A 13,774-nucleotide genomic window follows, 5' to 3' on the forward strand; every position below is an offset into this window, starting at 1 on the left:
GTGAACGCATTGGCGAAGGCAAGCAGTCAGGGGCTGACTGGAAGACAAAAAGCAGCAATTTTGCTGATTACATTAGGTCCGGAGGTATCCGCACAAATCTTCAAACATCTGCGTGATGAGGAGATCGAACAACTAACGTTGGAGATTGCCAATGTTCGCAAAGTGGATGCTTCCGAAAAAGATATGATTATGGCTGAGTTTCACCAGATCTGTCTTGCACAGGAATACATTTCTCAGGGCGGTATTACTTACGCAAGAGAGATTTTGGAAAAAGCACTCGGATCGCAAAAAGCACTTGAAGTTATTAACCGTTTGACGGCTACGCTGCAAGTTAGACCATTTGACTTTGCACGCAAAGCGGATCCAAATCAAATTTTGAACTTCATTCAAAACGAAAGTCCTCAAACGATTGCACTCGTACTATCGTACTTGCAATTTGAGCAGGCAGCAGCCATCTTGTCTTCGTTGCCACAAGAGAAGCAGGCGGACGTAGCACGCAGGGTTGCTGTGATGGACAGCACTTCTCCGGAAGTAATATCTCAAGTGGAGCGCGTACTGGAACAGAAGTTATCATCCACTGTGACGCAGGACTACACGAATGCGGGTGGTATCGAATCAATCGTTCAGATCTTGAATGGAGTCGACCGGGGTACGGAGCGTACCATTCTCGACTCGCTGGAAATTCAGGATCCGGAACTTGCAGAAGAAATCAAGAAACGCATGTTTGTATTCGAGGATATCGTCAATGTGGATGATCGTTCAATTCAGCGCATTATCCGGGATATCGACAACGGAGATTTGCAATTGGCGCTCAAAGTGGCAAGCGAAGAAGTACGGGATGCCGTATTCCGGAATATGTCGAAACGGATGTCAGAAACGTTCAAGGAAGAAATGGAATTCATGGGACCTGTGCGGTTGCGTGATGTTGAGGAAGCTCAAACTCGTATCGTAGGAACGATCCGTAGATTGGAAGAAGCTGGTGAGATCATTATCGCTCGCGGTGGAGGAGATGATATCATTGTCTAATTTGATTAAATCTTTCCAGTATGTACCGGTCGATGACCGCAAACGACTCGAAAATCATCATCATTATGGTGGATCAGAGTCTGAATCGGAATTAAACGGTGAACGTGCTGAAGGTTCCGAAGCTGAGGTGCTGCAGGCACGCGTAGACGAGGAAACACAACGTCTTACTGCGGAGATGCTGGAGGATGCCAAGGAGTTTGCAGAAAAGCAGGTACGTGAAGCTTCGGAGGAAGCGGAGCGAATGCTTCAAGAAGCCCGTGAACAAATCGATACCTGGTGGCAGGAGCAGCGTCAGCAGGACGAACATCTGACTGAAGCGCTTCGTTCACAAGGCTTTCAACAGGGTTTTGAAGAAGGCAAAGTACAGGCTGAACTGGATCTCCAGGTGCAGATCGAAGAGATGATGAAGGAAGCCCGTGAGGTACTTGAGGAAGCATACGTAGCTAAAGATCAGATAATTCAGGAAGCAGAGCCTTTCCTTGTGGAGCTTGCCTGCGGTATTGCTGAGAAAGTAATAGATAAACAACTGTCTGTTGAACCGGAGCATACGCTAGAGCTGATTCGTCAGAACTTGTTACGCAAACGGGAGCAGGGCATGATCACATTATGTGTGGCGCCTGATCAATTTGCTTTTGTTCAAGGCGCGCGTGAGGAGTTGGCTCTGGCGATTGACTCCCAAGCAGAATTGCAAATTCTGCCTGATGCTACGGTAAAAGACAAAGGATGTGTTATACGCTCTTCATTTGGAAGCGTAGATGCGAGAATCGATACACAGCTTTCTGAAATCAAAAAAGAACTGGTCCGCATAGCACTTGAGGATGAGGAGCGAAAAAATCAACATGAAGGTTCTTAGCTCACAACGTTATATGGAACATCTGCGGCAGTTTGATCCCGTTCGCATTAACGGCAAAGTTACTCAGGTCATTGGTCTTATGGTTGAGTCTGAAGGTCCGGATGCGAGTATTGGCGATGTATGTTATATCTATCCAGGCAAGTCCGCCAAGCCGCTTCAGGCAGAGGTCGTTGGATTTCGGGATAACAAAGTGCTGCTTATGCCACTCGGTGAACTTCAATCCATTGGTCCTGGATGTGATGTGGTCGGAACCGGGAAACCGCTTGGGGTTCAGGTTGGATCAGAATTGCTCGGTAAGGTATTAGATGGATTGGGGAAACCTTTGGACGGATCATTGTTGCCATCTAGAATGCCAATGTACTCTACGTCCAATACGCCAGTAAATCCGATGGACCGACCTCGGGTACTCGAAACGATGGGTGTGGGTGTGAGAGCCATTGACGGTCTCTTAACGGTTGGCAAGGGACAGCGGGTCGGAATCTTTGCCGGATCGGGTGTGGGTAAAAGCACGCTGATGGGTATGATTGCCCGCAATACAGCAGCTGATGTCAACGTAATTGCTTTGGTTGGCGAGCGGGGACGTGAGGTTCGTGATTTTATTGAGCGGGATTTGGGCCCGGAAGGGCTGGAACGATCCGTCGTTATTGTTGCTACGTCCGATCAGCCTGCATTGATTCGAATCAAGGGTGCGGTCATCGCAACCACAATTGCGGAGTATTTCAGAGACAGAGGCATGAATGTGATGTTGATGATGGACTCCGTTACCCGCTACGCCATGGCTCAAAGGGAAGTGGGACTTGCCGTTGGAGAACCCCCTGCGATGAGAGGGTATACACCTTCTGTGTTTGCAAGTTTGCCCAAGTTGCTTGAGCGAGCAGGGACTGGGCCTACAGGTTCGATTACAGCTTTTTACACGGTCCTGGTGGATGGGGATGATATGAACGAACCCATCGCGGATGCGGTGAGGGGGATACTGGATGGTCATATTGTACTAAATCGGTCCATTGCGAATAAAGGTCATTTTCCTGCCATTGATGTACTTGCCAGCATTAGTCGTGTAATGAAGGATATCGCTCCTGAAGAGCAGTTGGAAGCTGTTAATAATATGAAGAGACTAATGGCTGTATACAAAGAATCAGAGGATTTAATTAACATCGGGGCCTACCAAAGAGGTTCCAATGCAGCCATCGATGAGTCCATAGACCAGATTGATAGCATTTGGAACTTTACAAGACAGAAAGTCGATGAAAAAGTAACGCTAAGTGAGGTACAGGAACGTTTGATTCTTGAATTTGCAAGGAGATGAAAGGGTAAACGATGAAATTTCGATATCATTTCCAGAAGGTTGTTGACCTGAAAAGCAATGAAAAAACGCAAGCGGAGTGGATGTTATCCACAGCAATCGGAAAACTGCAGACTGAGGAAGAGCATCTTTTACAACTTATGAATGATAAAAGGAAACTGATTGATGTCATTCAATCCGCTACGGAAAGCAAGGCTTCCGTATCCAGTATTCAGGAGATGCAGCGGTATGTCCATCATCTTGATGAGTGCATATTACGAAAAAACAGTGATGTTCGACATGCTCAGGTCAATGTGCAGCGGAATCAGACGTTTCTGAACGGAAAAATGATGGATGAAAAAGTGTGGGTTGGAGCGAGAGACAAGGCCAAAATCAAATTTCAGCAGGAGATGCTCCTCCGGGAACAGAACGATCTGGACGAGATGGCTACTGTACGCTTCGCTGCCAAAGCCGGACGCGCGAATTGATGTGAGCGGGCGCGAAGTTGTCTCGTGAAGGAGGAAAGAACCATGGCTGTTAAAGACACGGATTTGGAAAAAGAGTCGAGCGGCGGTTGGGAAAAGTTTTTGATGATTTCAATCCCCATTGTATTTACTGTGGTACTGCTGGGTGTACTGCTCACTCTATTTAATGTAGATATTCGCAATAATTTGCTTGAAGTAGCTAACAAAGTTCCTGTCGTGAAGAACTGGCTACCTGATCCTGTTTTAGACCCAGAGAAAGAGAAACTGGAGAAAAGTGAGCAGCAGGTCGAAAGTGCAGAAGCAACAATAGAAAAGCTGAAAGCACAAGTAAGTGCCAAGGAAACAGAGCTCAAAGAAGCGAAAAATGCAACGACGACTGAGGCAAAAAAAGCAACCGATCTGCAAAAAAAATTGGATGATGCCGAAAAAGTGGCTGAAACCGCTGCGTCGGCAACACCGGAGACTGAATCAGATTATCAGAAACAGATCAAAGATTTGGCTAAGATGTATGCGGACATGAGTCCCAGCAAGGCCGCACCGATTTTGCAAAATATGACGAATGAAGAGATGGTACTGCTCTTGAGTGCGATGCAATCCGCAGCGCGGACCAAGGTGCTGGAGAAAATGGATCCGAAAACAGCGGCTGATGTCACGATGATGATGAAGGATGCAAAACCATCCGGTGATCTGGCTTTGGATGCCATACAATCTCGATTAAAGAAAGAGACTGCAACAACATCAACGGCGTCTACGACCAACTCCAAAAATTTGGATAAAAATCAGCTTAGTCAAACGTTTGCTTCTATGTCGGCCTCGAGTGGCGCCAAGCTGCTGTTAGAGACTTATAAATTAAGTCCTGACAAAACCTTGACCATCCTGAATTCTGTGGACGATGCGACACGTTCTCAATTGCTTGAAAACATGTCGACAGAAAATTCGGTCGAAACTGCGAAAATTTTAAACAAATTAATGGGTAACAAGTAAGATTTGTGCTTCTGTTCACTATGGAGAGGAGGTGAAAACAAATGTCGATTGTATATCAAATGACATCTACGTCATCTGCCAAGACAACAGGTGCAGCTCAGACAGCAGGAACGGGGTCCAAAGGTGCAGTTGCTGGGACGAGTGGTGATTTTCTACAAACTCTGGCACAGTCTTTGAGTGGAGGTACAACAGAGGATAACAGCTCGGCTGCTTCAGGGAGTTTAACAGCGAATCCACTTATGTTTACATTTGCAACGAGTGATGATGGCGAACAAACGTCGATCACCGAAATCCTGAGTTCGCTATTCGCAGATTTGGATTCGCTTGACAAAGCTTTGGAGAATGATCCTTCACTACTAGAGGATTTACAAAGTCTGATTCAGCAGATGTACGCTCAATTAAATGCTAATTCAGGCACTCAAGCTGAAGGTTCAGATGAGTCCACAACTGAAACGGGAAGTGCGGCATCAGCAATTGATCTAGCAGAGCATCCCGCAGCAGTGCGTTTTGTATTACAGGACGTGCTTACACAGTTGATTGCTGGTATGAACGAGCCGAATAGTGCAGTTGTCAAAAATGCGCCAGAATTCAAGCACCTGCTTCAATCTCTTCAAAGTCAGCTGCAAGATGCTGGTATTGACACCAGTCTTACTAAAGGTTGGACAGAGCTCAAATCTATTCTGGACACCTTAGGGGCAGCTAAGGATCAGGCTGTTCAAGTCGCTCCAACAAATTCCGTTCAATCGTCCAAGCAAGACTCGGTGGTACCGCAAGTTCTTGTTGCGACGGCTTCAAATGCTGGGACTAAAGGTACTGTTGAATCGGACGTAACAGCTTCTTCAAAGGAAGTTGGGGAAATGGACCATTCAAGCATCATCACAGCAGGTGAGTTGTCCTTGCGTTCATCAGGTACAGCAGCAGGTAAACCGGCTGAACCTGTAATGCAAGCATCTCAATTTGCAAAAGAGATGACACAGTTTGTCGTGAACAAATTGGATATCGTGCAGCAAAAAGGATTTTCGGAGGCGACCATCTCACTTCGTCCGGAACATCTGGGTAAGCTGGATGTGCAGATTACTTTGCAAAATGGACAATTGGTTGCACGTTTTATGACAGAACATTCGATGGCGAAAGACATGCTGGAACAGCAGATGATGCAGCTGCGTAGCTCGCTTCAGGCTCAGGGCATTCAAGTGGAACGGCTTGAGGTTACTCAGAACAGTTCACTAGGTTCACAGATGTATCAAGATGGTGGACGCCAGCCAGGAAGTAACTCACAGCAGCAACGTCGTTCACGTGAACGTGAAGAACAATCGGATGACGCTGTAAGTACAGCAAGTCTTCAGGAAGAATTACGCAACTGGCGCAGCGAGCATGAAGACGGAACTGACCTTCAAAGAGACACGTTTACCGCAGAAGCTTAAATCAGAAATGAGGTGAAAATATGGCTAATGAAGCTATTTCAACGAATAATACCTGGCCCAACTATTCGGCAGCGAATAAAGCCACAACAAGTGCTGCAACAAAGGAACTGGGCAAGGATCAGTTTCTGAAAATATTGATTACTCAGCTCCAGAATCAGGACCCTATGCAACCAATGGAAGATAAGGAATTTATCGCTCAGATGGCCCAGTTCAGTTCGGTAGAACAACTGGTGAATATCTCGACTCAGCTTAAGACTTTGAATCAGTCTCTTGGAGCAGTATCTGGCATGATTGGCCGAGAGATCAGTTGGCTTTCTTCTAATAAAGAGGATAACGGAACCCTCCGTCAGGGTATTGTGGATTCCATCGTTGTAAGAGACGGTGTACAGTACGCGAAAGTTGGCAAGGACGAGATCAAGTTGGATGAAATTATTCAGGTAACCAATCCAGCACAGGCTGAAGGAAATGAACCGCCTGTTCAGAACGTCGCAGATGGAGCTGAAGCTGAAGCAAACCAGGACCAGGGCAATCAACCGGAATCCTCAGCACAGCCTGAAGACAATGGAAACATATTATGAGTGATCGGATAACCGTAGGCCAGCTGTATACAGGTCCGATTACTCCCAATTTGCTTAATCGCTCTAAAACGGGAGACACATCCAATGGTCCTGAACGACCTTTTGCCCAGGTACTGGAAGACAATCTTCTGAAATTGAGTAATCATGCTGCCAAAAGATTGGAACAGCGTGGTATTGAACTCAAGACTGAGCAGATGCAGCAAATCGGAACTGCCCTGGATAAGGCCGCTGCCAAAGGAGCCAAGGAATCCTTGATTCTGATGCAGGATATGGCCTTTATCGTGAATGTCAAAAATCGCACTGTCGTCACAGCCATGGATAGTGAGAGCATGAAGAACAATGTATTCACTCAGATTGATAGTGCTGTAATCATTTCTTGACCGGCTGGCCCTTCTCGGGAGCCGGAATGCCGCTGACCGACTGATGCGGCAACCAAATTAAGGCTGGGAGGCTTTTTATAAATGTTGAAATCAATGTACTCAGGCGTTTCCGGGATGCGGGGTTTTCAAACAAAACTCGATGTAATAGGTAATAATATTGCGAACGTAAATACGGTTGGATTCAAGGGAAGTCGTGTCATGTTCAAAGATATTATGAGCCAAACGACAGCAGGGGTAACTGCTCCGACGGATACTCCAACCGGTGGTGTGAACGCAAAGCAAATCGGTTTGGGTGTATCTGTAGGTTCTATTGACACGTTGCATCTTGCTGGAAGTCCTATGACAACAAACAATCCAACAGATTTGCGTATTAATGGAGATGGTTTTTTCCTGGTACGATTGAGCGAAGATCAGGAAGTTCCCTACCTTACTCGCGCCGGTGATTTCCACGTTGATGCGGCTCGCAACCTTCTGACTTCAGACGGTCTGTTTGTAATGGACAGCGGTGGTGGCAACATTACCATTCCTGATGATGTTGTTTCATTCACGATTGGTCAGGACGGAACAATCAACCAGACTATGGCTGACGGAACGATCGAGCCAGGTCCACAGATTGGGATCGGTAAAGTAGTCAATCCGGAAGGACTTGAAAAAATCGGGGGCAACCTGTATCGCATGACTGCAAATGCCAATCCGGATGGTGCACTTGAACCTTTGACAGCCAATAGTGCAGAAGATGGAACAGGTTCAATTATTGCAGGACAACTTGAAATGTCCAATGTGGATCTGACTGGTGAATTTACAGAAATGATCGTAGCTCAGCGTGGATTCCAGGCGAACTCACGGATCATTACAACATCCGATGAAGTGCTTCAGGAAGTAGTTAACCTGAAACGTTAATAACTGATTTGTAATATTGAATGCGTGGGGGAGCCTGCTCCTCCACTCTGATCGAGGGGGCTTAGCATGATTTCGGTTACGCGGTTAAATGGTTCTCCCATGTGGTTAAATGCGCTGATGGTTGAGATTGTAGAAGAAACACCGGACACGTATATTACTCTGGTAACCGGAAAGAGACTCATTGTGCTTGAAAAAGCGGATGAAGTCATTTCCAAAATTAAAGAATACAACCGTGAAATCGGGGTTCAGGCAGCCACTATCAAAGTGCAGCAAACGGAGGAGTCCTGATGAAAAAGATGTTGCCATGGCTTGCAACTAGCTTGTTAGCTATAACACTCATTGTGGTGGTTGTGTTTGTATTTATGCAAGGACAGAATGGGAATAAGGTTGATACACATACGGCAGCCGCTGCTGAAGAGAAGAAAATGACTGCAGATGAGATTGTTGAAGTTTCCTCAGAGCTTGGTGAAATCAAAACCAACTTGGCTGATATAGACCATGTTGTCGTTGTAAGTTTTTCTTTCAAATTGTCTGACAAAAAGGCTAAAGAAGATTTTGAGAAAATTAAGGAAATCACGGTGAAACCTATTATCATTCAGACTTTTGCGGATACCAAAACTGATGAGCTCGCTACAGCGAAAGGTCGCATTCAATTTAATAAAAATTTGACCGAGCTTATTAATGAAGCATTGCCAGAAGGTAAGCTTGCCAGCACTAGTTTTTCTGCTTTTGTGATGGCGCCGATGTAATGAACAGGACACGCTGTAAATCTGTAAGGGGGTGAGAACATGGTGGATGTATTATCACAAAATGAGATTGACGCCCTATTAGCAGCCCTTTCCTCTGGTGAGATGGATGCTGAGGAATTGAAGAAGGAAGAAACTCAGAAGAAAATTAGATCGTACGATTTTAAGCGGGCAGTTCGATTTTCCAAAGATCATATTCGAAGCTTGACCCGTATTCACGAAAACTTTGCACGCTTTCTCACCACTTATTTTTCAGCCCAACTGCGGACGTTCGTTCAGATCAATGTCGTTCAGGTTGAACAGTTGCCTTATGACGAGTTTATCCGCTCTATTCCGAAGATGACGATATTGAACATATTTGAGGCGGAGCCATTACAGGGACGGATGGTGATGGAGGTTCATCCCAACGTGGGGTACGCAATGCTGGACCGCCTGTTGGGCGGAACGGGGAATGCACCAACAAAGATCGCATCGATGACGGAAATAGAGACGACGATTATGGAGCGGATTTTCAGCCGAGCGTTTGAGAGTTTGCAGGAAGCATGGAAGACAGTGTTGGATATTTCTCCAAGGATGGAAGCGCTGGAGACCAATCCGCAATTTATGCAGATTGTATCACCCAATGAGACCATTGCTCTGATCTCGCTGAGTACCAAAATCGGTGACACCACAGGCATGATCAATTTGTGTATCCCGCATGTCGTTCTTGAACCTATTATGTCCCGCTTGTCGACTCATCAGTGGTTTGTTTCGGAGAAAAAGACAAGAGCTCCAGAAGAGTACGATGCTCTCCGAGAACGAGTGAACAAAGCCAAACTGCCTGTCGTTGCGGAATTGGGAGAATCCAGAATATCGATTGCTGAATTTCTGGGTCTGTCTGTTGGCGATGTTATCACGTTGAACAAACCGGTTGATGAGGGGTTGTCCATTAAAGTGGGCGATAGGCTGAAGTATATGGGGAGCCCGGGAACGATTAAAGATCGTGTGGCTGTGCAAATAGACGAGATTGTCACCGAAGGAGTTGAAGAATTTGACGAGTAAGGATTATTTATCCCAGGAAGAAATCGATGCTTTGCTCCGGCAATCGGAATCGATGAATAGTACAGAACCAGCAGAGAAAACGGTTGATGATTTTTTGACTGAGCTGGAACAGGATGCTTTGGGTGAGATTGGTAACATTACATTTGGTAGCGCAGCGACAGCTTTGTCCACGCTATTGGGCCTAAAAGTAGATATTACAACCCCTAAGGTTTCCATCATCAGCCGGACACAGTTTGAAGAAGCGTTTCCCAAGCCTCATGTTGCAGTTCATGTGAATTATGTGGATGGATTTGAAGGGATTAACTCTCTAGTAATCAAGAAGCGCGATGCTCAAGTCATAGCCGATCTGATGCTTGGTGGAGAAGGAAACCCAGTCGATGAAGAACTGAACGAAATCCATATTAGTGCAGTACAGGAAGCAATGAACCAGATGATGGGTTCTTCTGCTACATCGATGTCCACGATCTTTAACCGTTTTGTGAATATCTCTCCCCCGGGAATTGATATTCTCAACATGGAAAGTGGTGAGGGGGTCAGTAACCTTCCAGATGATGAGACGCTGATCCAAGTATCATTCCGTCTATTGATTGGTGATCTGATAGATTCCAATCTGATGCAGCTCCTTCCAGTGCATTTTGCCAAAGAGATGGTAGAGATGTTGATCGGGGGCGCTCAGGAGTCTACAGCGAATGCACCAGTTGTGTCAACACCTGAGCCAGCACCTGTAGCACCAACACCACAACCATCGGTTGCACATGAGCAACCTTCGGTTCAGCAGCAGATGCCGCCACAACCTTCACAGCCGCCAGCTCAGGACTATAACGGATATGGCCAGGCTCCGATGGGAATGCCTCAAGGGATGCCGCCACAACAGCCTTATGGCATGCCTCCGCAGCAACCTTATGGTGTACCACAGCATTACGGCGGTGTACCGAATAGGAATGTAAACGTACAACCGGTTCAGTTCGCCAATTTACAAAATGGGGCGTTCGGTCAGGTGGACGAAAACAATTTGAATTTATTGATGGACATTCCCCTTAAAGTCACCGTAGAATTAGGGAGGACCCAGAAGCAAATTAAGGATATTTTAGAACTGTCACAAGGTTCAATTGTCGAACTGGACAAACTGGCTGGTGAACCTGTCGATATTTTGGTAAATAACAAGTTGATTGCCAAAGGTGAGGTTGTCGTAATCGACGAAAACTTTGGTGTTAGAGTTATAGATATCGTAAGCCAATGGGACCGAATTCAGAAATTACAATAAGCACAATTTAGGGAGGACTTGAATCAAGATGGCAAACCGAATTTTAGTCGTGGACGACGCTGCATTTATGAGAATGATGATCCGGGACATTTTGTCCAAAAACGGATACGAGGTCGTTGGCGAAGCACAGGATGGATCACAAGCAATTGAGAAGTTTAAGGAGCTTCGTCCTGATCTGATTACAATGGATATTACCATGCCTGAGATGGATGGTATTGCAGCACTGAAAGAAATTAAAAAAATTGATGCTAACGCTAAAGTGATTATGTGCTCTGCAATGGGCCAACAAGCGATGGTTATTGATGCAATCCAGGCCGGAGCTAAAGATTTCATCGTGAAGCCGTTCCAATCTGACCGGGTTATCGAAGCAATCAGCAAAACGCTGGGCGTTTAAGAGACATGATGATGGCTCAGGATAAGATTCCAGAAGGTGTGGACACGGGAGTCAATTATTATTTTCAGCTTGTATGGGTGATTGTTGTCCTGGCCGTCATTCTGGTTCTTATAGTCTATCTGATTCGTTTTCTAAACAAACGGAATCAGCGATGGTTCCGGAACGGCACAATTCGCATTCTGGGTGGGGTCGGACTGGGACCAAACAAGTCGCTGCAAATTATAGAAATTGGCGGTAGCGTTTATCTACTCGGTGTGGGCGATGACATACAGCTGGTGGATAAGGTTTCGGATCTTGAAGAGGCACAGCGAATCATTGATTCATTTGAACGGGATGCGTCAGCACAACAGGGGAGTCTTTCGCCTCTCATTGCAAAGTTGGCAGCTCGCTTGCGCAAAGATGAACCGCCCCGGGAAATGGAACTTGAGGATACAACCTCTTTTCACGAACTGTTTGAATCCAAGCTTCGGCAGATGCCTAACCGTAAAGAGAAGATGGAGAAGGTCCTGGAAGAAGACAATACTACAGATCGGTCGAGGGATTCATGAAGAAAAAGATTTGGTTAGCGTGTTTTTTCATAGGACTCATCAGTCTGGCATCCGTTACTGGTGCCTTTGCCGAACCGATTCCGAATATTGATATTCAAATTGGAAACGGGGATGGGGGCACACCAAGTACGAGCTCACTATCCATTATCCTATTGATCACGGTACTTAGTATAGCGCCAGCTTTGCTGGTACTGATGACCAGTTTTACCCGGATTGTTATCGTTCTCGGTTTTGTGCGGACATCCTTGGGTACGCAGCAAATGCCACCCAATCAGGTCCTGGTCGGATTGGCACTTTTTCTAACACTTTTTATCATGTCGCCAACATTGTCCTCCATTAATCAAGTAGCGCTTCAGCCCTACCTTAAAGGAGACATCACACAAACCGAAGCGTTGGAAAAAGCAGCAGATCCCATGAAGAAGTTTATGTTCTCACATACTAGGGAGAAAGACCTACTTCTTTTTATGAAGTACAATCAAACCGAAAAGCCTAGCACGTACCAGGATATTCCTATCACTGTGATGGTACCGGCATATGCAATCAGTGAGTTGAAGACAGCATTTCAGATGGGATTCATGATTTTTATTCCATTTCTGGTTATAGACATTGTGGTCGCGAGTACACTCATGGCTATGGGGATGATGATGCTTCCGCCAGTCATGATCTCATTACCTTTCAAAATACTACTATTTGTGCTTGTCGATGGCTGGTATCTGGTAGTGAAGTCACTGTTGCTGAGTTTTAACACTTGAGCCGGAATATTAAAGGAGGACGGTCATGACTTCGGAGTTTATTATCGGTCTGGCCGGGAAAGCAGTGTATACTTCACTGTTGGCCAGCGCACCCATGCTTATTCTAGCTCTGGTTGTAGGACTCATAATCAGTGTGTTTCAGGCAACAACTCAAATTCAGGAGCAAACACTGGCCTTTGTACCTAAAATCATTGCCGTTCTTCTGGCAGTACTGTTGTTTGGGCCCTGGATATTGAATATACTGGTCGATTTCACGTATAACATTCTCGATAATTTATACAGATACATAGGGTAGGCTTTTGCAGATGGAGACATTATTGCAAAGTTTTCCTGTCGCTCTGCTTATGTTTTGTCGAATAGCATCATTTTTTGTAACTGCGCCTGTCTTCTCGGCTCGGAATGTGCCGAATTCTCTTAAAGTCGGTTTATCGGCATTTGTAACATTGACTGTCTATATGGTCTATGGCATAAACCAGGTCGTTCCTACAGATCTGAGCTATATCCTGCTGATCATCCGGGAAATATTAATCGGTTTGCTGCTCGGATTTGTAGCCTATCTGATAATGACCGCAGTTCAGACAGCCGGAACATTTATTGATCTTCAGATTGGTTTTGGTATGGCCAATGTATATGATCCGATGACTGGTGCCTCTGCACCGCTTACAGGTAACTTCAAATATGCTTTTGCTGTGCTGCTCTTTCTGACAATGAACGGACATCATTATCTGCTTGATGCCATTGTATACAGTTATCGCTGGATTCCGTTGTCGAATGCATTTTTTCTGCGATTGGCAGATGGGAGTATTGCTGAATTTTTGGTGCATACATTGGGTGAATCTTTTATGTTGGCTTTTCAGATGTCTGCACCGATTGTAGTTGCCTTATTTTTGACGGATGTGGGATTGGGATTCTTGGCGAAGACAGCTCCACAATTCAATGTCTTTGCCGTTGGAATGCCGCTTAAGGTACTTGTTGGGCTTGCTATTTTGCTTTTGCTGGTTCCCAGTTTCGCCTTTGTGTTTAGTCAATTGTTCGAAGTGATGTTCAGATCCATGGAAAAATTGCTTGGGACCATTGGACAAAGGCCGGGCTGAGTGAAACGGAGGACAAGATTCAA

18 protein-coding genes are annotated in these 13,774 nt (G+C 45.7%); all 18 read left to right on the plus strand.

Annotated elements, in window-relative coordinates:
• Window positions 1–9: 9 nt before the first annotated feature.
• The 18 genes from fliG to fliR all read left to right on the plus strand — a co-directional run bounded on the left by fliG (window position 10) and on the right by fliR (window position 13,751).
• Window positions 10–1,026, plus strand: coding sequence for a flagellar motor switch protein FliG (fliG, locus tag ACFTRD_RS07430; protein ID WP_062326048.1), 1,017 nt, complete (start codon window positions 10–12; stop codon window positions 1,024–1,026).
• On the plus strand, window positions 1,019–1,879 hold the full coding sequence (locus ACFTRD_RS07435) for a FliH/SctL family protein (protein ID WP_379378461.1): 861 nt from the start codon (window positions 1,019–1,021) through the stop codon (window positions 1,877–1,879). The genes fliG and ACFTRD_RS07435 overlap by 8 nt, the downstream gene beginning before the upstream one ends.
• Window positions 1,866–3,185, plus strand: a complete 1,320-nt coding sequence (gene fliI, locus ACFTRD_RS07440; protein WP_192266286.1) for a flagellar protein export ATPase FliI — start codon at window positions 1,866–1,868, stop codon at window positions 3,183–3,185. The genes ACFTRD_RS07435 and fliI overlap by 14 nt, the downstream gene beginning before the upstream one ends.
• An 11-nt stretch (window positions 3,186–3,196) precedes the next feature.
• Entirely contained in the window at window positions 3,197–3,649 is a 453-nt protein-coding gene (gene fliJ, locus ACFTRD_RS07445; RefSeq protein WP_192266287.1) for a flagellar export protein FliJ, read from the plus strand.
• A gap of 42 nt (window positions 3,650–3,691) precedes the next feature.
• The gene (locus ACFTRD_RS07450; protein ID WP_192266288.1) at window positions 3,692–4,630 is read left to right on the plus strand and encodes a MotE family protein; all 939 of its coding nucleotides are present in this window, start codon (window positions 3,692–3,694) and stop codon (window positions 4,628–4,630) included.
• 41 nt (window positions 4,631–4,671) lie between these two features.
• On the plus strand, window positions 4,672–6,054 hold the full coding sequence (locus tag ACFTRD_RS07455) for a flagellar hook-length control protein FliK (protein ID WP_379378464.1): 1,383 nt from the start codon (window positions 4,672–4,674) through the stop codon (window positions 6,052–6,054).
• A gap of 20 nt (window positions 6,055–6,074) precedes the next feature.
• Complete coding sequence (locus ACFTRD_RS07460) at window positions 6,075–6,632, plus strand: flagellar hook capping FlgD N-terminal domain-containing protein (protein ID WP_379378466.1); 558 nt, start codon at window positions 6,075–6,077, stop codon at window positions 6,630–6,632.
• Window positions 6,629–7,012, plus strand: coding sequence for a TIGR02530 family flagellar biosynthesis protein (locus ACFTRD_RS07465; RefSeq protein WP_192266293.1), 384 nt, complete (start codon window positions 6,629–6,631; stop codon window positions 7,010–7,012). The genes ACFTRD_RS07460 and ACFTRD_RS07465 overlap by 4 nt, the downstream gene beginning before the upstream one ends.
• Window positions 7,013–7,093: 81 nt before the next feature.
• Window positions 7,094–7,912: a flagellar basal body rod protein FlgG gene (flgG, locus tag ACFTRD_RS07470; RefSeq protein WP_192266295.1), complete on the plus strand. Its 819-nt coding sequence runs from the start codon at window positions 7,094–7,096 to the stop codon at window positions 7,910–7,912.
• A 66-nt stretch (window positions 7,913–7,978) separates the two neighbouring features.
• On the plus strand, window positions 7,979–8,200 hold the full coding sequence (locus tag ACFTRD_RS07475) for a flagellar FlbD family protein (protein WP_056700597.1): 222 nt from the start codon (window positions 7,979–7,981) through the stop codon (window positions 8,198–8,200).
• A complete protein-coding gene (locus ACFTRD_RS07480) occupies window positions 8,200–8,661 on the plus strand; it encodes a flagellar basal body-associated FliL family protein (protein WP_379378469.1) in 462 nt (153 codons plus the stop codon). The genes ACFTRD_RS07475 and ACFTRD_RS07480 overlap by 1 nt, the downstream gene beginning before the upstream one ends.
• 39 nt (window positions 8,662–8,700) lie before the next feature.
• Window positions 8,701–9,699, plus strand: coding sequence for a flagellar motor switch protein FliM (fliM, locus tag ACFTRD_RS07485; protein ID WP_379378471.1), 999 nt, complete (start codon window positions 8,701–8,703; stop codon window positions 9,697–9,699).
• Entirely contained in the window at window positions 9,689–10,963 is a 1,275-nt protein-coding gene (fliY, locus tag ACFTRD_RS07490; RefSeq protein WP_379378473.1) for a flagellar motor switch phosphatase FliY, read from the plus strand. Before fliM ends, fliY begins: the two co-directional genes overlap by 11 nt.
• 28 nt (window positions 10,964–10,991) lie before the next feature.
• Complete coding sequence (locus ACFTRD_RS07495) at window positions 10,992–11,357, plus strand: response regulator (RefSeq protein ID WP_017689175.1); 366 nt, start codon at window positions 10,992–10,994, stop codon at window positions 11,355–11,357.
• Window positions 11,358–11,368: 11 nt separating this feature from the next.
• Window positions 11,369–11,905: a flagellar biosynthetic protein FliO gene (locus ACFTRD_RS07500; RefSeq protein WP_192273372.1), complete on the plus strand. Its 537-nt coding sequence runs from the start codon at window positions 11,369–11,371 to the stop codon at window positions 11,903–11,905.
• Window positions 11,902–12,657, plus strand: coding sequence for a flagellar type III secretion system pore protein FliP (gene fliP, locus ACFTRD_RS07505; RefSeq protein ID WP_192266304.1), 756 nt, complete (start codon window positions 11,902–11,904; stop codon window positions 12,655–12,657). Before ACFTRD_RS07500 ends, fliP begins: the two co-directional genes overlap by 4 nt.
• Window positions 12,658–12,682: 25 nt before the next feature.
• On the plus strand, window positions 12,683–12,952 hold the full coding sequence (fliQ, locus tag ACFTRD_RS07510; protein WP_024630226.1) for a flagellar biosynthesis protein FliQ: 270 nt from the start codon (window positions 12,683–12,685) through the stop codon (window positions 12,950–12,952).
• 10 nt (window positions 12,953–12,962) lie between these two features.
• Window positions 12,963–13,751, plus strand: coding sequence for a flagellar biosynthetic protein FliR (fliR, locus tag ACFTRD_RS07515; protein ID WP_379378477.1), 789 nt, complete (start codon window positions 12,963–12,965; stop codon window positions 13,749–13,751).
• Window positions 13,752–13,774 lie beyond the last annotated feature (23 nt).

The sequence above is a fragment of the Paenibacillus sp. NPDC056933 genome (genome assembly GCF_042674385.1).
Taxonomy (GTDB): domain Bacteria; phylum Bacillota; class Bacilli; order Paenibacillales; family Paenibacillaceae; genus Paenibacillus.

What these genes read in the sequence shown, in the direction of transcription:
- ACFTRD_RS07500 (WP_192273372.1), top strand. Translation starts at nt 11,369, where the DNA reads ATGGCTCAGGATAAGATTCCAGAAGGTGTGGACACGGGAGTCAATTAT.
- ACFTRD_RS07495 (WP_017689175.1), top strand. Translation starts at nt 10,992, where the DNA reads ATGGCAAACCGAATTTTAGTCGTGGACGACGCTGCATTTATGAGAATG.
- ACFTRD_RS07465 (WP_192266293.1), top strand. Translation starts at nt 6,629, where the DNA reads ATGAGTGATCGGATAACCGTAGGCCAGCTGTATACAGGTCCGATTACT.
- flgG (WP_192266295.1), top strand. Translation starts at nt 7,094, where the DNA reads ATGTTGAAATCAATGTACTCAGGCGTTTCCGGGATGCGGGGTTTTCAA.
- fliI (WP_192266286.1), top strand. Translation starts at nt 1,866, where the DNA reads ATGAAGGTTCTTAGCTCACAACGTTATATGGAACATCTGCGGCAGTTT.
- fliM (WP_379378471.1), top strand. Translation starts at nt 8,701, where the DNA reads ATGGTGGATGTATTATCACAAAATGAGATTGACGCCCTATTAGCAGCC.
- ACFTRD_RS07475 (WP_056700597.1), top strand. Translation starts at nt 7,979, where the DNA reads ATGATTTCGGTTACGCGGTTAAATGGTTCTCCCATGTGGTTAAATGCG.
- ACFTRD_RS07460 (WP_379378466.1), top strand. Translation starts at nt 6,075, where the DNA reads ATGGCTAATGAAGCTATTTCAACGAATAATACCTGGCCCAACTATTCG.
- fliQ (WP_024630226.1), top strand. Translation starts at nt 12,683, where the DNA reads ATGACTTCGGAGTTTATTATCGGTCTGGCCGGGAAAGCAGTGTATACT.
- ACFTRD_RS07455 (WP_379378464.1), top strand. Translation starts at nt 4,672, where the DNA reads ATGTCGATTGTATATCAAATGACATCTACGTCATCTGCCAAGACAACA.
- fliP (WP_192266304.1), top strand. Translation starts at nt 11,902, where the DNA reads ATGAAGAAAAAGATTTGGTTAGCGTGTTTTTTCATAGGACTCATCAGT.
- ACFTRD_RS07450 (WP_192266288.1), top strand. Translation starts at nt 3,692, where the DNA reads ATGGCTGTTAAAGACACGGATTTGGAAAAAGAGTCGAGCGGCGGTTGG.
- fliR (WP_379378477.1), top strand. Translation starts at nt 12,963, where the DNA reads ATGGAGACATTATTGCAAAGTTTTCCTGTCGCTCTGCTTATGTTTTGT.
- fliJ (WP_192266287.1), top strand. Translation starts at nt 3,197, where the DNA reads ATGAAATTTCGATATCATTTCCAGAAGGTTGTTGACCTGAAAAGCAAT.
- ACFTRD_RS07480 (WP_379378469.1), top strand. Translation starts at nt 8,200, where the DNA reads ATGAAAAAGATGTTGCCATGGCTTGCAACTAGCTTGTTAGCTATAACA.